The organism is Paenibacillus sp. 1182 (assembly GCF_017833915.1).
Lineage (GTDB): Bacteria > Bacillota > Bacilli > Paenibacillales > Paenibacillaceae > Paenibacillus > Paenibacillus polymyxa_D.
This window is the reverse complement of record NZ_JAFICR010000006.1, coordinates 94,946-115,656: the sequence shown is the minus strand read 5'-3', so window position 1 is coordinate 115,656 and position 20,711 is coordinate 94,946. Positions and strand designations below refer to the sequence as shown.

Sequence of the window (20,711 nt, the reverse complement as noted above, 5' to 3'; positions counted from 1 at the left end):
AAGATTACTCTTACACCGTTCCGTATATTTATACCCATTTTTTCAAGTTGTTCATACTACCACAACTGACGTTTAAACTACAAGCTTGGAAAAATCGGCAAAACACTTCAGTTCTGAGTCAATAACAGCCAGCAATGCCAAACGATTATTACGAACAGCGTCATCCTCAGCCATAACCATAACGGAATCAAAGAACGCCGTTACCGCAGGGGTAATGGATGAAGCTAGCGCTAACGCCCGTGTCGCATCACCTTCCTGTAAAGCTACGCTGTAAGATTCATAAGCGCTATACCATGCTTCGTAAAGCGTTTTTTCGCCTTGTTCCGTAAACTCACCCGTATTAACTGATTTATGCACTGCTTTAGCAGCCAGATTACCTACACGATTAAAGGACTCAACTGTTGCTTTGAATACCTCACCTGTTTGTACGGCAGTCATTAACGCAGCTCCACGGTTAACAACGGAAGCAACGTCGTCATATCCAGCTGCAAGCACAGCATCCACAACGTCATAACGAAGTGTCTCAGACAATAGTTTCTTCACGCGTAATCCAAAAAACTCATGTAATTCTTTACGTATTTCATCCGCGGAACGTTTCATATTTCCAAGATTGCCGTGCACATCGAGCGCGATATTGAACACATCAGACAACGTAGCTGAAAGCTTACGATCCAACAAAATCTGCACAATACCTGCTGCCTGGCGACGAAGCGCGTAAGGGTCCTGTGAACCTGTTGGAATAATACCGATGGAGAAGCAGCCTGTAATAGTATCTATCTTGTCTGCGATACTTACAATCGCTCCAGCATTCGTTGAAGGAACCGTTTCTCCTGCATAACGCGGCTGGTAATGCTCAAACACCGCTCTTGCCACTTCTTCCTTCTCTCCAGCCTTACGAGCATAGTCCTCACCCATCACACCTTGCAGTTCCGGGAACTCATATACCATTTGTGTTACCAGGTCAAATTTACAAATATCCGCTGCTCGACTAACCGATTCCTGTGTATCTGGAGAAACGCGAAGCTTCTCTACCAGAGCATCAGCAATACGGCGAATCCGGCGTACTTTGTCTCCAACCGTTCCCAGCTCTTCGTGGAAAACGATACTTTCCAGTTTGGAGAGTGCATCCTTAATTTCCAGCTTCTGATCTTCTTCATAAAAGAATTTGGCATCAGACAGCCGCGCACGCAATACTTTTTCATTCCCTTTAGCAATGACTTCCAGCGATTGACTTCCTCCGTTACGTACCGTAACAAAGTATGGCAGTAGCTCTCCTGTGCGATCCAGCACTGGGAAATAGCGTTGATGTTCACGCATGGAAGTAATGAGTACATCCTTCGGAATGTTCAGGAACGCAGGATCAAAACCTCCGAACAGTACTGTTGGGGTTTCCACCAAATACAGCACTTCTTCCAGCAAATCATCCTTGACCGCAATCGTCCAATCTTTTTCGGCTGCCAACGCTTCAATCTGCTTTACAATAAGCGTTTGACGTTCCTCAATGTCCACAATGACATGCTGCTTGCGAAGTACTTCAACATAGTCAGCTGGACTTTCTACAACGGCATCCTGTCCCAGGAAACGATGCCCTCTTGTCACATTTCCTGACTGTACGCCGGCAATCTCCAAATTAACAATATCGTTACCAAACAAGGCAATCAACCAGCGGATCGGACGAACAAATTTAAAGTCATAACTTGCCCAGCGCATGAATTTAGGGAATGTCATCGCATGTAAAATGTGCAATAAACCTTCGGACAGCACTTCCGCTGTTGGTACACCTATGCTGCTCTTAGTTGCGTAAATATATTCGACGCCTCCAAGCTCCTTGAACGTGAACTGTTCAGGATCAACACCTTGGCTACGAGCAAAGCCTAGTGCAGCCTTGCTCCAGTTACCAGCTTCGTCGAGTGCGATTTTGCGGGAAGGACCTTTAACTTCTTCGTTAATATCTTCTTGCTTCTCCGCTACTTCCTTGACAAGTACCGCCAAACGGCGAGGTGTAGCATAAGCCTCTACAGCACCATAAGCAATACGCGAGCTGTCAAGCCACGCCGTCATACGCTGCTTCAACTGCTGAATTGCATTCGGGATAAAACGTGCAGGGACTTCTTCCAATCCGATCTCAAACAATAAATCCTTAGACATTTGCCGCACCTCCTTTCTTCAACAGCGGGAAGCCCAGCTTCTCGCGCTCCTCCAGATAGGTCGCAGCCACCTGACGCGCCAAATTGCGCACTCGTATAATAAACCCAGTCCGTTCCGTCACACTGATCGCTCCGCGAGCGTCCAGCAAGTTGAACGCATGAGAACATTTCAGCACATAATCATAGGCTGGAAATACAAGATGCTGCGCCATCGCTTTATTTGCCTCTTCTTCGTACATATTGAAAAGAGTAAAGAGCATTTTGACGTCAGATACTTCGAACGTATACTTGGAATGCTCAAATTCAGGCTGGTGGAAGACATCACCGTACGTGATTCCATTGACCCACTCCAAATCGAACACATTCTCCTTGTCCTGGATGTAGGAAGCAAGACGTTCCATACCATACGTGATTTCTACCGCAACCGGACTGGCATCAATACCGCCCACTTGCTGGAAATAGGTGAATTGGGTAATTTCCATACCGTCCAGCCATACTTCCCAACCTAAGCCCCACGCTCCCAACGTCGGTGCTTCCCAGTTGTCTTCAACGAAACGAATATCATGCTCCAGAGGGTTAATGCCCAAACGGCTCAAACTCTCCAAATACAATTCCTGAATGTTATCCGGTGAAGGCTTCAAAACGACTTGGAACTGATGATGCTGATACAGGCGATTCGGGTTCTCACCATAACGTCCGTCTGACGGACGACGAGAAGGCTCAACATAAGCTACATTCCACGGCTCAGGTCCGATCGAACGTAAATACGTCATTGGGTTCATCGTGCCTGCCCCTTTTTCCGTGTCATACGGCTGTACAATAATACAGTTGTGTTCAGCCCAAAATTGTTGCAGCGTTAAAATCATCTGCTGAAAATTCATTGGTACACGCTCCCTTTCCACTTCTCTCAAATGTTGGTGATTTCTTCTCATTAAGCTCGTATGTACAGGGCTATTTTATCCCAAAAGCCTTGCTAGAGACAGCAAAAAGCCCCCGCCTCTACGCCTGTACAGACGTAGGGACGAGAGCTGACTCCCGCGGTTCCACCCTACTTGATTGCGATCCTATATCACCAATCAGATCGTAATCCTCTTTTCCGTGTCCATTCAGACGCTCCCGAGTGCCTTGTTCACGAAGAATTCCCGCTGGGCTTACACCGTCCCCAACTCGCTAATTACAGAGAATACATCCCGCTACTTTCTCGTTCAATGCATCTGCTCCCGAAGGAGATATATAGTAGGATATTACACGGTTTCAGCAATACAGTCAAGAGAATAGGGCGTTTCACATATCGTATTTGTCGAGCTGATCCAAGAAATTGCGGGATTTCAGCTTGACCTCCAACTGCATATCCATGAACTGACGCATGACATGTTTGATCTCCAGCTTGGTGGAGTCCTTCACGTCAATGTTGCCGAGCCGATTCAAATCCATTCTGGCGAACAAGCGCAGCAACTTCAATGTACGTGGAGTCACGCTCAATGCCGCTGGATCAAAATGCTTGTAGCTCCGACACAAAACTCCGCCTAGTCTCGGACTGACAAACATATCTTCATCAGCACATTGTTGACCACTTGAAATACATGCATCAAGCTGAGGAGCATATCCGGCCGCCTGCAATATTTTAAATTCATAAATACTCATGACGATCAGCGGATCTTTGCCACTCTCCAGCGCCTCCAAACATGCTTTTAGCTGCTTAAACCAGAACGCACCTGTTTCCTCATCCTGTAACACCCGATCGAGTAATTCACAAGCATAGGAAGCGTAAGCAGCCTTAGTAATATCCTCGCGTAATGTATGGTGGGATTGGATGATTTCACCGGCATTCAACGTGCCTAAGCCTGTGTTTCGAAAAAAAACGAATTCACCGTACGTAAACGGCTGCGTTAAAGCAGCGTGACGGCTTTTGGACTTTTTTGCACCTCTGACCAGCACGCCTGCTTTGCCTCCGCTTTCGGTGCAAAGCGTAATAATTTTGTTCCCCTCACCGTAATCCATGCTGCGGATGACGATTCCTTCCACCCTGTAAAGCATGCCTCTTCCCCCAAACATTCGCGAAGAAGCCAGTGGCTTGTACTATTCACGGGCTTCTTCATGCTCGTCCGACTCTCCTTCATCCGTATCTTGCTCCCTTGTCATGGCGCTCTCCCGGTATAACAGATACGCACCGACATCTCCAGTCATCGCAAAATACTTCCACGAAAAATCTCGCAATCGTATTCATCCTCTCTTCGGAAATGACGTTTGCATCTCAAAATTAGGATGATGCGAAGAGAAGGGAAGTATGCGATGAAATAAATGGATTGCGTTAAAAAAGGCTGCTGTATGTAGAATGGAATACGCTTCGCAAATGATTTGATCTTACGATCGCTGTTACCCCCGAATTTATTTGAATGTAAAACATACAAAGGGTTAAATTCGGGGGTAAAGGCGAACGCTATCGCTTCTTCAGATTCAAATCCTTCGCTCCGCACATCGTGCATACAAGGCCTTTTTTAAAGCACACCTATTTCATCGCTGGAAGAAAAGGATAAAAAGAGCAAGAAGTTAAGCGCCGCACATACGCGGCGCTTTAAATGATCAGGAGACTATTACTATCTCAGCCAAGAGATCGGGACGGCTTTTTTATGATGCTTACTACAACTATACATATTTATATAATATCAATTTTTAACCTCAATAAACCCTTGAACTAAAGTGACGTAGAATCGAGTTCTGTTTTTAAGCGTCGCGATGAAAGCCAAGGTCACGAAGGACGCGTTCCTGGTTGCGCCAGTCTTTTTTGACCTTAACCCAAAGTTCCAGGAAAATCTTGGAGCCTAACAGGTTTTGGATATCCTGGCGTGCCTGTTTGCCCACTTCTTTGAGCATGGCTCCCTGTTTGCCGATAATAATCCCCTTCTGGGAGTCACGTTCTACAAAAATAACAGCCATAATATGCACTACACCATTATCCTGCACTTTCATGTCTTCAATCATAACCGCAATAGAATGGGGTACTTCCTCACGTGTCATATGCAGAATTTTTTCACGCACCAGCTCGGCAATGACAAACTGTTCTGGATGATCGGTAATTTGATCATCCGGATAATATTGCGGACCTTCTGGTAAGTATTTTTGCACCTGCTCCAGCAGGGTGTTTACATTGTTGCCCATTTTGGCCGAGATGGGTACGATTTCTGCAAAGTCGTACAACTTGCGATACTGCTCAATCAGGGGTAACAATGCTTCTGGCTCAATACGATCAATTTTATTCAGCACCAAAATAACTGGCGTTTTTACTTGTTTAAGCTGTTCCGCAATAAAACGGTCGCCACCGCCTAGACCTTCAGCAGCGTCAATAAGAAAAAGTACCGCTTCTACTTCACCCAACGTATTAAAAGCAGTCTGATTCATGTAATCGCCTAATTTTGACTGACGCTTATGAATCCCGGGTGTATCCAAAAATACAATTTGCGTGTCCTCTGTAGTAAATACGCCGTGAATTTTGTTGCGTGTAGTTTGTGGCTTGTCTGACATAATGGCGATCTTCTGCCCAATGACGTGGTTCATCAGTGTTGATTTTCCGACATTAGGTCTGCCAACAATTGCGACAAAGCCTGATTTAAAGTGTTTCTTAGCCATTTCATTTCCTCCAGCGCGATTAAGCACCTATTTTATTTTGGTTTTTCCATTAAAACAGCGAACTAATTAACGTCAACATAGGCCTATAAAACACAAATATACCAATAATTACAGCAAAAACCGCTGCCAGGAGCACGGCTCCGGCGGCGGTGTCTTTAGCCGCTTTGGCCAGCGGATGAATATCAGGTGAGATGAGATCCACCGCTGCTTCAACAGCGGTGTTGAACAGTTCGGCTACAATGACTATAGCGATAGCCACGCAGACGAATAACCAGTCGAGCCGGGAGATGTGCAGAGTTAAGCCTGCTACAATGACAAGGAGCGCCACGACCACATGTATCCGCATATTTACTTGCGTACGCAGAGCGTACATCACGCCTTCTGCCGCATAGCGAAAAGTCATTCTCCAAGGCTGACGTCTCATTACCTTGTCAACCCCGCTTGAGCCAGTACAGCTTCCTGTTTGCCCATCATTTCAGCTTCACTCACATCATCCTGATGATCATAGCCTAACAGATGAAGAAAGCCGTGAACAAACAAAAAACCGATTTCACGCTCAATCGAATGTCCGTATTCTTCACTCTGAGCTTGCGCTGTTTGTACAGAGATTATAATATCCCCCAAAACATCAGGTACATCATTCAATGAATTTTCATCATTCGGTTCGTAAATAATTTCAAGCTCTTCATCCAGTGTTTCCTTCATAGCAAAAGACAACACATCGGTGGGACGATCAATTCCCCGATAGTCCCTGTTCAACTCATGAATTTGCTCATCATTAACGAAGGTAAGGGCTACCTCACCGTCAGTGACTCCTTCCACTTTGCCTGCCTCCTCTAATAAGGTGTTCAGCAGCGTAATCAAGGATTCGTTAATTACCATATCGTTTTGTTCATTATTCCAAGCTAATTGAAGGCCCATGCCAACCGCTCCTTTTAATTCTAGTGCTCTAACCGTACTTCATGCACAAGTTATATTAAGCTTTTCCGTTTTCAGACTTGGGCCTTTCCTCCGGATACTCAATACGGGAATGGAAAATCCCCATTACTGTTTCCTTGAGGGTTTGAGCCACGATATCAAGCTCCCGCATGGTCAGCTCGCAGTCGTTAAATTGGTGATCATCAAGACGGCTCTTAATAATTTTCTCAATCATGGATTCCACTTGTTCCACTGTCGGCTTCCGTAAGGAACGAACTGCTGCCTCCACGCTATCAGCAATTCCCACCACAGCAGACTCTTTAGACTGAGCCTTCGGTCCCGGATAACGGAAATCATCCTCCGTGAAGTCAGGCTCCACCCCCCGCTCTTCAGCTTCGCGCAACGCCTTGTGATAAAAATAGTGTAAGAATGTCGTTCCGTGGTGCTGCTCGGCAATGTCGCGAATGGGCTTGGGTAGCTTGTAATCCAATTGCATTTCCACGCCGTCACGAGCATGGGCGATAATGATGGATTTGCTCAGCTTGGGCTCTATTGTATCATGTGGATTTTCCAACCCATTTTGATTTTCAATGAAGTACGAAGGCCTCTTGGTTTTACCAATATCATGATAATACGAACCAACCCGGCACAACAAGCCGTTTGCCCCTATAGCCTCCGCTGCGGCCTCTGACAGATTACCCACCATTACACTATGATGATACGTTCCCGGTGTCTCCGTAAGCAGCTTGCGGAGCAATGGATGATTGGGATTTGACAGCTCAACAAGCTTCAGTGCCGACAAGATACCAAAGGTAGACTCAAAAAATGGCATTAGCCCAATAACAAGTATTGCTGTTATCAGACCACCTGCAAAAGCAAAAGCTACCCCATAGAGCGTCGTCGTTTGAGTCCAATTCCCTTGGTCAATCAGTGCCAGAGAAAAAACAGACAGGGCACCGAACAGGCATACCATAATCGCCCCTTTGAACAGTGTTGAACGCTGGCTGGCTCGATGAGTAGAGAAAATCGCTGCCAGACAGACCACAATAGCAAAAAATCCAAAATTAAAGTCGAAAATTTGTCCCTGACGGACATTCAAAATAACACTTGCCAATATACTGAATATAACGGCACATACGAAAGCCAACGACATATCAAGCAACAGCGTTACGAGCATAGCTCCAAGCGCGATAGGCGCCAGATAGCCGAGATAGGAACGTTCATTGTTCTGCAGTATGGAAATTAACATCATTGCTCCAACTGTTATCACAAAGATTAATACTAGCATGAGCAACTGCGCATTATTATACTTGAAGTTTCGTGTTCGTGATTGAAATTGACGAATATACATAAACAGGCCCAATGCCAGCATCATAGACAACATCAGCAGTCCAAATTGTGGCCAATAATTGATTTTATCCTTGAGCAATTCATTTTCATCAAGCAGTGTATAGATTTCCTGGGTAATAATCTCACCCTTCTTGACGAGTACTTCACCCTGTTTAATGTAAACTGTCGGTGTATCTTCACGAGCCTGTACCTTTGCGTCCTTCGTAGCTGTATCATCATAAAACTTGTTGGCGGTAATCACAAGCCTTGCAAGTTCCTGAACAACCTCCCGTGAAGTACGCTTAGTAAGCGAGCTTGTACTAACCCGCTCAGCTACTTTCGCTCGGGCTGTCTGAGCATCCGTAATTTGATCATTCATCAACCCTGTCACAATCTCACGGGCAACAGGCCGCATTTCAGCAATATCCTCAGATGTAAGGCGCGGAATTTTAATGAATGTCTCCTCTGGAATTCGGTACGTTTGCTCTTTCGTTTTTTCCAGCACTTCATCCAGCAACTTATCTGGGTAGGCATCCGCATTACGGCTGTTATTCACAAAATTTTGTACAAATTCCCGTGCACGTTGCGGAATCTCATCCTTATAAATCGAAATCTTATCTGCTCTGGAGACCTGGTCATCCTGATTGAGCCGTTCAATTCGATCCAAAATACCAGTAATCAGGTTATCGTTGCGAACGGGCACAATGGTATACATGGGCTGCACACGTTCAGCTGATTCCTCTTGAGCCTTCAAAGTCGCCTTACTGTTAGGAAGCTGCATCGGGGCGACAATTTCCTTTTCACTCGGTTGATTTACCCGAATATCATAACGCTCGGGAAGCAGCTTGGACGCAAAGCCTACATAAAAAAGAACCACCAAAAATAAAAACAGAAGATAGCGTGTCGCCACGCTATACTTCCATCCATTCATTCTATGCTGGAACGTTTTCCCTTTAGATAATTCCTTCGAGATCATCTAAAACAATCCCTCTCCATCATCTTTTTCAAGGCAGCTACACTGCTCATTTTATACTTTTTCTGGTCGTACACGACATACTCGTGATTGAATGACTATCCTTGATTTTCGGCAACTCGGTCATAAGCAACAATAATTTTTTGAACCAGGGAATGACGGACAACATCCTCTTCTGCAAACTGGACAAAGCCTATTTCCTCAATCCCTTGTAAAATCGCATTTGCTTCAATCAGACCGGATTTTTTGCCACGAGGCAAATCAATTTGCGTGACATCGCCGGTAATGACCATTTTGGAGCCGAAGCCAAGTCGAGTCAAAAACATTTTCATTTGCTCGGGTGTAGTGTTTTGCGCTTCGTCCAAAATAATAAAAGAGTCATCCAGCGTACGTCCCCGCATATAAGCCAAAGGTGCAATTTCTATTAATCCGCGCTCCAGTGCCTTTGCAGTCTGCTCTGGGCCCATCACATCGTATAGGGCATCATACAATGGGCGTAAATACGGATCAACCTTTTCCTGTAAATCCCCTGGTAAAAAACCTAAATTTTCACCTGCTTCCACCGCAGGACGAGTCAGTACAATGCGCTTGACTGAACCTTCCTTCAGGGCAGCTACGGCCAGCACTACAGCCAGATAGGTTTTACCAGTACCCGCCGGGCCAATTCCAAATACAATATCGCGTTTCTTAATCGTGGTTACATAGTGCTTTTGTCCAATCGTTTTGACGCGAATCGGTTTACCCCGGAACGTCGTCGTAATTTCACCCTTGAACAAATCGAGCAGCTGATCAGCGCGCAAATCTTTTGCCAGTTCAATCGCATAATGGACATCCCTTTCGGTCAGTATATACCCATTGCGAATTAACTGGAGTAATACGTCGAACAATTGTTCGAGCACTTCCACCTCGTGAGCATTACCAAAAACATTAACTTCTGCCTCACGAGATGCTATTTTTGCGGGAATAGCTGCTTCGATTAATTTCAAAAAGGAATCCTGCGGGCCAAATAACGCCTGTCCTTCTCCCGCATTGTTCAATGCAATTTGTATGCTGCGTTGTTGTTCTGCCAAATAGCCTCATTCTCCTTGGTTATGAACTAACGGAAGTTCTTCCGCAATATCCTGCTCCACTTCAAAAAGCACTTTCATATAAACTTTACCATTCTCTCTCTTCTCATGCAAAATTTTTTGGCTCATTATTTTCGTTCCTTTGCCGTATTTAGCTAAAATATCAGCTCGCGCGCCTTCTAAACCTGACATTTTCGCTTCTGCTTCCGTAAGCTTCTGCTCCTGTATCTTTGTCTCCCTCACACTTTCGGTCATCCAACCCATCGGAAGTTTGTAGGAACGCCATGTTAGCGGATCATGTTCAACTGTTGTTTTATGTGTAGAATAAGGTATTTTCCCATATCCCCACAATTGTATCGCACGGTTGCCTAGGACCAGATACAAGCGGTCATGACTGATACCTGTATACGTGCTGCTGCGTTGCACCGTGGGACTGCTAATTTCGTATTCATGCCATACAAGACCCTTAACCTCTCCTTTGGCTACGACCTGCTGTTGGTTCTCCTCATCTCCAAGCGTTCCAGAGATGAGGATGGCTCCTTTTTTGACACGCGTATTTTTATGCACGACAGGACGACCCTGCTCGGCAAAAATTTCAGTAACTACCGCATCTGCCTTACTAATGATATGACGAGGGCTGTAGAGCGGCGCAGGGGTAGGCTGTGAAGCTTCAACAACCTGAATCGTCACCAAAGTACCCTGCTTTTCCACACCGATCCAGGATGCCTCTGGAAGCTTCTGCATGAGCGCACGTGAAAGCTTGTCTTGACTGGATAGACGAAAGCTCCATTGAAATGGATACAGGCCCTCCTGTCGAGCGGCTTTGAGAACAGATTCCGTCGATAGCTTATCATTCCCCTTTACTTCAATGTCCCAGATAAGCGAAGACATCAGCAGAAGACCTATCCAGAACAAAGCCAATCCAGCCAGGAAAAATTTACGTTTGGCAAGTCGTACAGCAGTAAAGGGAAGCCCTTGCCGCTTCAGAACATGCATTTTACAGCCTGTCCTTCTCAAAAGCGGGCGTAGGAGGAAGACGTGCGGCAGCAGAAGGTTCATTTCTGCATGTCTAGTACCCATCGGCCGCACGTTCCACACAGGTATATGGTGATCGGTGAGTAAATTAATGAAAGCTTCCACACTTTCGCCCTTGATAGCAAGGGTAACCGTACCACGCAGCTTTTCTAAAGCAGGATGTTTCACGAGCCTTCCTCCGTTCCTTCCATTTGGATATCCGTTATATGTCCCTCCACACTTACCTGCTCTGGCAGAATAGACGTAATGACTAGATCATGGCCGGACACCCTCAGCCTGCCTTGCGCAAGTGCAAGTACGAGCTGATCCGGCGTGAAATCCACCACGCCCCGGTGATTCTCCACATAAAGCTGACGGCTGCCGATGAGGGTTAACCGCGGCAGGTCAAATAGAATGTCCTGCGGAAGCTCCAGCGTCTCGCTGGCCCACTTTCGCAGTTTGCGGCTCATCCTGCTCATACGGCGAAATCTCCCTTCCTGTCATCAAAATATTTGTTATCCAACGGCTTAGAGTTGTTTTGATGACAGCACGCTGCTATTTTTTCATCTTCTGTTATTGCCATCCGGTACCCATAGATGTTTCAAGGCAGCTACGCTGCTGGCTTTCCATCTTATATTCTTATGATCAGTGAACACCATTACACCAGCGCCACAGATATCTGTACTGTACATTTTATGATCCAGTCGCGGCATTTATGAGGCTAAACTTACAATTCGTAGTAGCTACTATATTGCAGAGGAAAAAGATGTGTCCTTTCAAAATTCACAACAAAAAAGACAACCTCATTTTCATATTGAAAACAAAGGTTGTCTTCTTTTGAATTTCATTAAATGACACGGTTATTTTTCGCTATCTCGATTTAAAAGAGAGTTTTTTCTAGAGTATAAGAAGTAAACAGCCATACCAATGACAAGCCAAATAATAAAGCGAATAAATGTCTGGCCATTCAAATTAAGAATGAGCACCCCACATGAAACGATAGCCAGGATCGGGATATACGGAACTCCAGGACATCGGAAGGCCCTTGGCAAGTCAGGTTGTGTTTTTCTCATAACGATAACGGCGACCGAAATCAGAATAAATGCTGACAAGGTTCCAATGTTCACCAAACTTGCTAACTCATCCAGCGGAATCAGTCCACCCATTAATGCAGATAAAGTGCCGAAAAACAACGTGTTAATGTAGGGCGTTTTGTATTTGGAATGAACCTTGGATAATACTTTGGGGACTAAGCCGTCACGTGACATAGCAAACATAATACGAGTTTGACCATAGAGCATTACCAGCATGACCGTTGTCATCCCTAAGATGGCTCCTATATCTACAATACCTGCAACCCAGTTCTGGCCTGCAACCTGCAATACCAATGACACGGGGTGAGAGATACCTTCAAATTGCATAAACGGTACTATACCAGTCATAATCGCGCTAACAATGACATACAAAAACGTACAAATAATGAGAGAGAAAATAATGCCTCGCGGTAAATTAGTAGTGGGATTTTTAGTTTCTTCAGCCGCTGATGAAACAGCATCAAAACCAATAAAAGAAAAAAACACAAGAGCTGCGGCTCCAAACACCCCACTGAACCCAAACGGCATAAACGGTGTCCAATTATCTGGCTTCACATATCTAAAAGCAACAATGATAAATAATAAAATAACAACAATTTTTATGATTACCATGATGTTGTTTATCCGTTTTGATTCTTTTATCCCTAAATAAAGCAAGAACGTGATACCCATCAAAATTAAAAAAGCTGGGAGATTAAAATAAGTAGTTTGGTCTTTCAAAGCCCCCGGTGCGGCAGTGAATTCAAGCGGAATGTGAAGGCCAATTCCGTTCAAAAATGATACAAAGTAACCCGACCAACCTGCGGAAACGGCGCTGGCTGCCAGCATGTATTCCAAAATTAAATCCCATCCAATAATAAAGGCCAATAGCTCCCCCATCGTAGCATATGTAAAGGTGTAAACAGAACCGGATACTGGAACGGTGGATGCAAACTCCGCATAAGCCAATGCTGCGAATAAACACGCGAGTCCCGCAATCACAAAAGAAAGAACCAAGCCTGGACCAGCCGTAACTGCTCCTGTACCTGTCAACACAAAAATTCCCGTTCCGATAATGGCTCCAATTCCAAGCATCGTTAAATCAAACGCACCCAGCTCCCTTTTGAGTGCTTTTTCCCCTCGCGTAGCGGCAATCAACTGATCAATGCTTTTCTTTCTAAACAAGCTATTTCCCATCGATCCCATCCTCCTAAAAATTAATTTTTCCATTTTTATAACCTTGTTGTATCACCTCGATATAAATAAAATTTTAGGTAAAATTGGAGTGAATTTCATAAGTATCTATCATTGAGAACATTATATATAAAAAAGAAAAAATGAAAACTGCTTTCGGAAAGCTCCATTCATATTGTTACATTTGATCATTTTTCAGGAATATATTTTCATAAATGAGGCGCTAAATTAGACAAAATGCCACCATTTTAGATGACAACAAATGTGAGAAAGCTAGAGCACACAAGGGATTATCACATTCGTTGTCAGGTAATTAGAGCATTTGTCGTTAATTCACTTTTTATTCCGAGCATGGTTATGTATTCCTAAAGCATCACAAAAAAAGATCCGCCACAGCCAAAGCCGTGACGGATCCACTATCATTTTAACGTCTTCCTCCACCCATGTAGCGCTTGGAACGTGGAGGACCTAATATTTCTGCCCAAATCACACCTCTGCGCAGATCAGCCGTATCCACCGTATTACGGTCTTGCGAAGCTATCTCTGGCGCATCTGTAATTTCCCCTGACTCCCTCGCATTGGATATACGATCGAGACGGGCTAAAACCATTTTTCGTTCTTCTTCCATAGCACGGATCCGATCCTCTAGAGTCGAACCATTATCTAATAAATCCCGGTCCATCCGTTCTTCGGTTTCCGACCGATCGCCCATTTCTTCTATGCGACGAGCTTCCATAACCGTCCGTCGTTCATTAGGAAATTGACGTTGCAACTCTCCAGCAATATCCTGCTGACGTTGCTCTTGCCCATGTTCCATTGTGAAGGGTCTGGATGACGTCGAGGGTCCACGAGAACCATGATCACCACCAAAGGTAGGCATACCTTTTCGCGGCGGTGATTTCCGCCCTGTACCTTGGATGCTTTTCCCCAAAAAAGACACCAAAGCAAAGCCAATCACGATCAGGATATACAAATGTTCAAAGATCCAGCTGATAAAGTTCATTACTCACCACCTAGCTGCCGTAATTCATCGGCTATGTCCCGTTATTAATCCCGGTTCTTGTTGTCATTCCCCGAGTTCTCATTCGGTTTGCCTAAGGAGCCACGCATTTGCGTATCCGCCTCAATATTTTTCAAATTCATATAGTCCATGACACCAAGCTTCCCGCCGCGTAGCGCTTCAGCCATTGCCAGCGGTACTTCGGATTCGGATTCCACCACGCGTGCTCTCATTTCTACAACACGCGCCTTCATTTCCTGCTCCTGCGCTACAGCCATCGCACGCCGCTCTTCCGCTTTTGCCTGCGCAATACGTTTGTCGGCTTCCGCCTGCTCTGTTTGCAGAAAAGCACCGATATTTTTACCTACATCAACGTCCGCAATATCAATGGACAGGATTTCAAATGCTGTCCCGGCATCCAAACCTTTGGACAATACGGTTCTTGAAATTGAATCCGGGTTCTCCAGCACGTCCTTATGCGAGTTACTGGAACCTACGGTCGTAACAATACCTTCACCGACCCGTGCAATAATCGTTTCTTCTCCAGCACCCCCAACAAGTCGATCAATGTTGGCACGCACCGTAACACGAGCTTTAACCTTCACTTCAATACCATCCTTGGCGACCGCAGCAACAATAGGTGTCTCAATAACACGCGGATTAACGCTCATTTGGACCGCTTGCAGAACATCCCGTCCAGCAAGGTCAATCGCTGCCGCACGTTCAAACTCAAGCGGAATGTTAGCACGCTGCGCAGCAATCAACGCATTGATCACTCGGTCTACATTCCCTCCTGCGAGAAAGTGGCTTTCCAGCTGGTTGATGTTCAAGCCCAGACCCGCCTTGGTTGCCTTAATGAGTGGATTGACAATTCGGCTTGGCGTGACGCGCCGTAAACGCATAGCTACCAGCGTAATGATGCCAATGCGCACACCCGAAGCCAATGCTGAAATCCACAGCATCACCGGGAAGAAACTAAAAAATACGCTCAATACAATAATCACTACAACGGCAATCAGCAAAACGCTGACAATACCCGATTCGAACACTCGCATCATCCTCCATTAATCTAATTCTTTGTTATTTGCTTGTTTAGACGCTAGTGTCTGCCTTGACCACAATTCGCCCGCCTTCTACTTTGGATACTATAATCGGCATATCTGTAGCAATAAACTCGCCGTTCGTTACAACATCGACTCGCTCATCAGCGATCAGCACCGTTCCGGCTGGACGAAGTGGAGTCAGACTGACACCTCTTTGACCTAATAGCATTTCCCGGTTCACAACTGAAGAAAAACCTTGTTCAGCCGTTAAACTTTCTTTAAGTATAAAACGGTTCCATATCCCTCGGTCCTTGAATACAACCGCGATGATCGCCACCACGGCAACCGCAGCTGCAAAGGCAATGCCCAAAGATATAAACGCATGCTGCATGTTGTATGCTGCACGAACAACTCCGGCGACAAGGCTGACGGAACCCAGAATGCCCAAAATACCAAAACTCGGGATGAACATTTCAAGTATAAGCAGAGCCAGACCGATAATAAACAACAACCACGTCTCCGAACCTGCAAAACCAGCGATATAATTGCCGAAAAAATACAAACCAAATCCGAGTATGCCCAAAATTCCCGGTACACCAAAACCGGGTACGATCAACTCAATAACAATACCTGCGATACCGATAAATAAAAGCAACGTCTGTACAATTGGGTTGGTCAATATCTCGGCTGCTTTTTCAGCCCATGTTCGCTCCACATGAATGACATCATCCGTGCTGTAACCCATCCACTGAATAACCTCTTGTTCGGAAGACGCGATGTGATCCGCATAACCCAACTTCAGCGCTTCCTCACTGGTTAAAGAAATGATCTGACCATTTTCCTTGTTAAAGTTCATCTCAGGAATAGATATGGTCGTTTTAGAGTCAACCATACCTCTGGCAATATCCGGATTACGTCCGCCAGCTTCTGCGGCAGATGCCATGCTACTCTTCCACCAGGCTATCGTTTTTGGATCTGTGATAGCCTGCCCCCCGCCGTCTACTAACGCTGCTGCTCCGATAATACTCCCCGGTTTCATAACAATCTTGTTTGCGCTCAACGCAATATAGCTACCCGCTGAGGCCGCTTCGCCCCTTATATAGGCTACGGTCGGAATTGGACTGTCTTTAATCAGTTTGCCCAGCTTCTCCGCTGTATCTACCCGTCCACCGGGAGTGTTAATATCCAGTAAAATCAGACCTGCTTTGGAATCTGCTGCTTCTGCAAATCCACGTTCCATAAATTTGCCCAGGCCATGCTCAATTTCCTGATCGACTGGTATAACAAACACAGCTCCACCTTTAGTTTGGGCCGCCGCTGATTCGGAATGAACTAAGGGCAACAGCAAAACGGATACCATAATCCACAACGTTAAAAGGATCCATTTGCGACTGGAGTGGTGATGTTCTCTATGCATTTCTCTCCCCCTTTCGATCTCTCTATGTTACAGCATACCAAACTTTGTTAGACAAACTATACAGTTTTCAGGATTTAATGTGAAATTATTGGGTATATTGCTAATCCTGACGGCTGCCAAATACTTTACGCACCCAATGAACATCACGTTTCACATAATTAACAATAGCGCTTACATATAAGAATCTTCTCATCATTACATTCTATGGTAGGCAACACATATATAGAAATAACACCCTCTGTAAACAGAGGGTGTTGTGTTTTCCTGTTTGTCGCAGGTTTATTGCAGAAATTGCTGAACCGCTTGGTTCACGAGCTTACCGTCAGCGCGGCCTTTTACCTTAGGCATCAAGGCCGTCATTACTTTCCCCATCTCGGCTTTCGAAGAAGCACCGGTTTCCTGGATGGTCTGCTGTACAATAACTTTAATTTCTTCCTCAGAAAGTTGTTCGGGAAGGTACTGAGCGATGATCTCTATTTCTGCTTTAGTGCTTGTCGCAAGTTCATCACGACCGGCTTTTTCAAATTCATGGAGGGCATCTTTTCGCTGTTTGATCTCACGACTCAGAATATCAAGCACTTCGTTGTCGTCCAAATCCCGTTTCAAATCTATTTCAAGATTTTTAATCGTAGAACGAACCATTCGAATGGTGGAGAGTTTGAACTTGTCCTTACTCTTCATTGCTTGCTTCATATCTTCGTTCAATCGTTCGCTCAAATTCATGATTGCTTAGATCCTCCTAGAACTTTCTCTTACGAGCAGCCTCGGACTTTTTCTTGCGCTTTACGCTTGGCTTTTCATAATGCTTGCGTTTCTTCACCTCAGCCAATACGCCATCCTTAGCAATGGAACGTTTAAAGCGACGAAGTGCAGCATCAATTGTCTCGTTTTTGCGAACTTTAGTTTCAGACACCAGTTTTCCCTCCCTCCGACCAGACCGTCCAAGAGCAATAACACGGTTCATCAAATTTTATTATAGGTGAAACGGAAACCAAGTGTCAACCTATAAGAAAAAATGAATACATAAAGGGCCACTTTTCTCCATTCACATCCGTATTACTGAAAAGACAAGCTCTGTCATTTTTTAAGAATGTGAGTCCGAAATACCTGTCAAGGCACCCAATTTGGCGCCGCCCAGTAAGTGATAATGCAGATGCCCCACCGCTTGTCCACTATCCGGGCCACAGTTGTTAATCAACCGATAACCAGACTCGGCGATTCCTAACTTTTTCGCAACCTCAACCGCAACACGATGAATCTCCGCGATAAGAGGAAGATCCTCCTCCGTCACAGCGTTCATTGAAGGAATATATTTTTTGGGAATAATGAGCACGTGTACTGGTGCCGCAGGCTGGATGTCATGAAATGCGAGCACATTGTCGGTTTCCAACACCTTCTTGCTGGGGATGGTTCCATCCACAATTTTCAAAAACAGATCGTCCATTCAAAACCCTCCTTTGGCAGTGAGCCGATCCTAAGCAAATAGACACAAACACCCCTTGCTCTCGGCATTCAAAGTTATGTATTTCCCACACTGAATAGAAACATATACAGCCATGTTTGGTTATACTTATGTTTCTATATGTATCATAACGGAAAAAGGGTCTTAATACCAGTTTCCCTTACTAACTTCCTCTATAATGGCTTTCACCCCTCCATCAATTTGATCCAGCTGTGCGCGCGAAATACTTATGCGCAAAAACTTCTCTTGTTCCCTATAGCCTGATAAATAAAAGCCTTTGCCAGCTACAACCTGGATGTTCCTCGCAGAAAGACACTGTACCAAGCGTTCCAAATTCACTGTCCGAGGCAGTTTAAACTGCATATAAACTCCTGAGGTTACAGCTGAAGTCTGAACGTATCCGGCCTGATTGTATCGTTCCACGGCCTTGTTCAGAGTACGAATGCGCTCCGAATACAGTTTACATATCGTGTGCTTGTGGCGTTCATACATTCCATTTTTAATATAAATATCAAGCGCCGCCTGAGACAACATAGATGTGTCGACATATCTTTTATAAGCGTTAAACGACTTTAATAGGACTTCTGGCAATACCGCAACTCCTAATCGCAAGCCAGGGAAAATGATTTTCGAGAAGCTTTTCAAATAAATAACATGGTCCGAATGGTCGTATGCATAAATGGGATCAAAAAGATGATCGGCCCCCAAATCTGCCATATAGTCATCTTCTACGATGTACACATCATATTTGGCGGCTAAGGCAGCTATCGCTTTTCGCTCCTCTGTGTTATATGAGATCCCTAATGGATTATGATATCTTGACATGGTATAAAAAAACTTGATGCTCTCGTTCTTAAATTGATTCTCCAATTCGTGAAAATCCATACCTTTCGCTGTCCGGACGATGGTACTGACGGGTATGTTCTCTTCCTCCAGAAAGCGCAAATAAATATCGTAACTTGGCTGCTCGACCAAAACCTTTTCTTTGCCATTGGGAAACGGCATTTTAGCGAGTATCTCCAATGCCTGCTGAACACCCGAAGTAACGATAATCCGATCCATTTTTGCAAACACCTGAGTATTAGCCAAATGGGAAACCAACGTATGACGCAGTGTTTCCAGTCCTTGCGAATCGCCATAAGTGAATAGATGATATTTGTAGGTATCAATAGCCTGATTCAAACAATGTTGGAAATCCAGATAAGGGAATACATTTAAATCCGGGGAGGCCGAAGCAAAATCAACGGAGTCTTGCATATGACTATGGTGTAAATCGCCCGAATTTTCCACTACATAGTATCCACTTTGCGGTATGGAATAGATGGCGTGTTTCTTTTCAAGTTCAGAATATGCCCGCAGAATCGTGCTTTTGCTGCATCTATATAATTCTGAAGCCTCACGGACCGACGGTAGCTTGTAACCTGATTTATATTGTCCCTCGCGAATTTTAAGCTCTATATCCAATAAAATTGATACATATTTTTTCACAATATCCACCCACCTGCTCTTTACATACTCATTAAATGCTCATTTCATTACATGCTTATTCCGTCTTATGTTTCTTTCACGCTAGATGTTACCATGGTTTATAGATAAACAGGATACCTTATTTCATTGAACTGTACTGATACAGTTTCAATTATTGGATCATATTTGGGATGGTTTACGTGAAAAAGAGGCTGTTTCTTCATAAAGGAAGAAACAGCCTTGCATGGTGATGATGTATGGATGCGCCTTAAAGTCACTTGTACTGTACAAGAGCTGTAGGCGGGAGAGAGCAGAGAATTCACTATATCTGGCGACTAAGAAATTAGGATTAGTAATAAGGCAGCAAGCTGATCGCTGTCAACGCTGCAAGTGGCAGAATCAAACGATTAAAGCGACGGCGTCCGTAGGGGAACCCATATGCATAAGCAGGTACTGGATACGGGTACGGATACGGATACGGAGGATAAGATGCATAGCCACCATAAGCACGGGAACCGCAGCCACAATTGTTAGGCGGATACGGGAGATTAACATTGACATTCTCCATCTCGTCTCCACCCATAGGAACGGCTAAGTATATCTTTTCATCATCCACATGCTCTACAATGCCATCATACATTGTCCCGTCCTTCACCCATACGCATACATAACGATGCATATGCTTTTGACATAGTGTTTTAGCATCCGTCTGTTCCGGTGCTGTAACTTTTTCGGTTGTCATGCTTTTTTCCATGGTTGTTTCCTCCTAGGCTCTTGCATGTATACCGTATGTTATTCAAAAACGGGCCATTTGCTACATCAAATTGGGCGAATTCCGGCTTGCAAAAAAAAGAAGCACCCCGGGAGCTCTTGGCAGAGCCCCTCTGAACGGACGTATGATGGGAAGATTTCTTCCGCAGCATACGTCCGCCGGGGTGCTGTATGATTAACTTGTCGGCTTGGCTGTATTATAACAATAG

20 protein-coding genes are annotated in these 20,711 nt (G+C 44.9%); all 20 read right to left on the bottom strand.

Annotated elements, in window-relative coordinates:
- Nucleotides 1–72 precede the first annotated feature (72 nt).
- Nucleotides 73–2,148, bottom strand: a complete 2,076-nt coding sequence (glyS, locus tag JOD82_RS14020; RefSeq protein ID WP_209949498.1) for a glycine--tRNA ligase subunit beta — start codon at nt 2,146–2,148, stop codon at nt 73–75.
- Nucleotides 2,141–3,028, bottom strand: coding sequence for a glycine--tRNA ligase subunit alpha (glyQ, locus tag JOD82_RS14015; RefSeq protein ID WP_023989480.1), 888 nt, complete (start codon nt 3,026–3,028; stop codon nt 2,141–2,143). The genes glyS and glyQ overlap by 8 nt, the downstream gene beginning before the upstream one ends.
- 403 nt (nt 3,029–3,431) lie before the next feature.
- Entirely contained in the window at nt 3,432–4,184 is a 753-nt protein-coding gene (gene recO, locus JOD82_RS14010) for a DNA repair protein RecO (protein ID WP_013311133.1), read from the bottom strand.
- A gap of 42 nt (nt 4,185–4,226) precedes the next feature.
- The gene (locus JOD82_RS14005) at nt 4,227–4,364 is read right to left on the bottom strand and encodes a YqzL family protein (protein ID WP_080658633.1); all 138 of its coding nucleotides are present in this window, start codon (nt 4,362–4,364) and stop codon (nt 4,227–4,229) included.
- A gap of 507 nt (nt 4,365–4,871) precedes the next feature.
- Nucleotides 4,872–5,774, bottom strand: coding sequence for a GTPase Era (gene era, locus JOD82_RS14000; RefSeq protein ID WP_029517791.1), 903 nt, complete (start codon nt 5,772–5,774; stop codon nt 4,872–4,874).
- A 49-nt stretch (nt 5,775–5,823) separates the two neighbouring features.
- Entirely contained in the window at nt 5,824–6,198 is a 375-nt protein-coding gene (locus tag JOD82_RS13995; protein WP_209949496.1) for a diacylglycerol kinase family protein, read from the bottom strand.
- Nucleotides 6,198–6,695 (bottom strand): rRNA maturation RNase YbeY, encoded by a 498-nt coding sequence (gene ybeY, locus JOD82_RS13990; RefSeq protein ID WP_029517792.1) that lies wholly within the window; start codon nt 6,693–6,695, stop codon nt 6,198–6,200. The genes JOD82_RS13995 and ybeY overlap by 1 nt, the downstream gene beginning before the upstream one ends.
- Nucleotides 6,696–6,750: 55 nt before the next feature.
- Entirely contained in the window at nt 6,751–8,997 is a 2,247-nt protein-coding gene (locus tag JOD82_RS13985; protein ID WP_165149033.1) for an HD family phosphohydrolase, read from the bottom strand.
- Between the two features lie 95 nt (nt 8,998–9,092).
- Nucleotides 9,093–10,064 carry a PhoH family protein gene (locus JOD82_RS13980; protein WP_029517794.1) on the bottom strand — a complete coding sequence of 324 codons (972 nt, stop codon included), beginning with the start codon at nt 10,062–10,064 and terminating at the stop codon, nt 9,093–9,095.
- Nucleotides 10,065–10,070: 6 nt separating this feature from the next.
- A complete protein-coding gene (gene yqfD, locus JOD82_RS13975) occupies nt 10,071–11,264 on the bottom strand; it encodes a sporulation protein YqfD (protein WP_209949494.1) in 1,194 nt (397 codons plus the stop codon).
- Nucleotides 11,261–11,554, bottom strand: a complete 294-nt coding sequence (gene yqfC / locus JOD82_RS13970) for a sporulation protein YqfC (RefSeq protein WP_029517796.1) — start codon at nt 11,552–11,554, stop codon at nt 11,261–11,263. Before yqfC ends, yqfD begins: the two co-directional genes overlap by 4 nt.
- Nucleotides 11,555–11,935: 381 nt before the next feature.
- Nucleotides 11,936–13,345: a branched-chain amino acid transporter BcaP gene (gene bcaP / locus JOD82_RS13965; RefSeq protein ID WP_165149027.1), complete on the bottom strand. Its 1,410-nt coding sequence runs from the start codon at nt 13,343–13,345 to the stop codon at nt 11,936–11,938.
- A 421-nt stretch (nt 13,346–13,766) separates the two neighbouring features.
- The gene (locus tag JOD82_RS13960; protein WP_069010261.1) at nt 13,767–14,345 is read right to left on the bottom strand and encodes a hypothetical protein; all 579 of its coding nucleotides are present in this window, start codon (nt 14,343–14,345) and stop codon (nt 13,767–13,769) included.
- 44 nt (nt 14,346–14,389) lie between these two features.
- Nucleotides 14,390–15,391: a flotillin-like protein FloA gene (gene floA, locus JOD82_RS13955; RefSeq protein ID WP_029517799.1), complete on the bottom strand. Its 1,002-nt coding sequence runs from the start codon at nt 15,389–15,391 to the stop codon at nt 14,390–14,392.
- A 43-nt stretch (nt 15,392–15,434) separates the two neighbouring features.
- A complete protein-coding gene (locus JOD82_RS13950) occupies nt 15,435–16,802 on the bottom strand; it encodes an NfeD family protein (protein WP_029517800.1) in 1,368 nt (455 codons plus the stop codon).
- A 279-nt stretch (nt 16,803–17,081) separates the two neighbouring features.
- Nucleotides 17,082–17,525, bottom strand: coding sequence for a GatB/YqeY domain-containing protein (locus JOD82_RS13945; RefSeq protein WP_013311146.1), 444 nt, complete (start codon nt 17,523–17,525; stop codon nt 17,082–17,084).
- 16 nt (nt 17,526–17,541) lie between these two features.
- The gene (gene rpsU, locus JOD82_RS13940; RefSeq protein WP_005547957.1) at nt 17,542–17,715 is read right to left on the bottom strand and encodes a 30S ribosomal protein S21; all 174 of its coding nucleotides are present in this window, start codon (nt 17,713–17,715) and stop codon (nt 17,542–17,544) included.
- A gap of 171 nt (nt 17,716–17,886) precedes the next feature.
- The gene (locus tag JOD82_RS13935; protein ID WP_025722131.1) at nt 17,887–18,246 is read right to left on the bottom strand and encodes a histidine triad nucleotide-binding protein; all 360 of its coding nucleotides are present in this window, start codon (nt 18,244–18,246) and stop codon (nt 17,887–17,889) included.
- 162 nt (nt 18,247–18,408) lie between these two features.
- Nucleotides 18,409–19,752 carry an aminotransferase-like domain-containing protein gene (locus JOD82_RS13930; RefSeq protein ID WP_209949492.1) on the bottom strand — a complete coding sequence of 448 codons (1,344 nt, stop codon included), beginning with the start codon at nt 19,750–19,752 and terminating at the stop codon, nt 18,409–18,411.
- Nucleotides 19,753–20,080: 328 nt separating this feature from the next.
- Entirely contained in the window at nt 20,081–20,485 is a 405-nt protein-coding gene (locus JOD82_RS13925; protein ID WP_029517802.1) for a hypothetical protein, read from the bottom strand.
- Between the last annotated feature and the right edge of the window lie 226 nt (nt 20,486–20,711).

What these genes read in the sequence shown, in the direction of transcription:
- recO (WP_013311133.1), bottom strand. Translation starts at nt 4,184, where the DNA reads ATGCTTTACAGGGTGGAAGGAATCGTCATCCGCAGCATGGATTACGGT.
- glyS (WP_209949498.1), bottom strand. Translation starts at nt 2,148, where the DNA reads ATGTCTAAGGATTTATTGTTTGAGATCGGATTGGAAGAAGTCCCTGCA.
- JOD82_RS13950 (WP_029517800.1), bottom strand. Translation starts at nt 16,802, where the DNA reads ATGCATAGAGAACATCACCACTCCAGTCGCAAATGGATCCTTTTAACG.
- JOD82_RS13985 (WP_165149033.1), bottom strand. Translation starts at nt 8,997, where the DNA reads ATGATCTCGAAGGAATTATCTAAAGGGAAAACGTTCCAGCATAGAATG.
- JOD82_RS13945 (WP_013311146.1), bottom strand. Translation starts at nt 17,525, where the DNA reads ATGAATTTGAGCGAACGATTGAACGAAGATATGAAGCAAGCAATGAAG.
- JOD82_RS13995 (WP_209949496.1), bottom strand. Translation starts at nt 6,198, where the DNA reads ATGAGACGTCAGCCTTGGAGAATGACTTTTCGCTATGCGGCAGAAGGC.
- JOD82_RS13935 (WP_025722131.1), bottom strand. Translation starts at nt 18,246, where the DNA reads ATGGACGATCTGTTTTTGAAAATTGTGGATGGAACCATCCCCAGCAAG.
- era (WP_029517791.1), bottom strand. Translation starts at nt 5,774, where the DNA reads ATGGCTAAGAAACACTTTAAATCAGGCTTTGTCGCAATTGTTGGCAGA.
- glyQ (WP_023989480.1), bottom strand. Translation starts at nt 3,028, where the DNA reads ATGAATTTTCAGCAGATGATTTTAACGCTGCAACAATTTTGGGCTGAA.
- JOD82_RS13960 (WP_069010261.1), bottom strand. Translation starts at nt 14,345, where the DNA reads ATGAACTTTATCAGCTGGATCTTTGAACATTTGTATATCCTGATCGTG.
- JOD82_RS13925 (WP_029517802.1), bottom strand. Translation starts at nt 20,485, where the DNA reads ATGGAAAAAAGCATGACAACCGAAAAAGTTACAGCACCGGAACAGACG.
- bcaP (WP_165149027.1), bottom strand. Translation starts at nt 13,345, where the DNA reads ATGGGAAATAGCTTGTTTAGAAAGAAAAGCATTGATCAGTTGATTGCC.
- ybeY (WP_029517792.1), bottom strand. Translation starts at nt 6,695, where the DNA reads ATGGGCCTTCAATTAGCTTGGAATAATGAACAAAACGATATGGTAATT.
- yqfC (WP_029517796.1), bottom strand. Translation starts at nt 11,554, where the DNA reads ATGAGCAGGATGAGCCGCAAACTGCGAAAGTGGGCCAGCGAGACGCTG.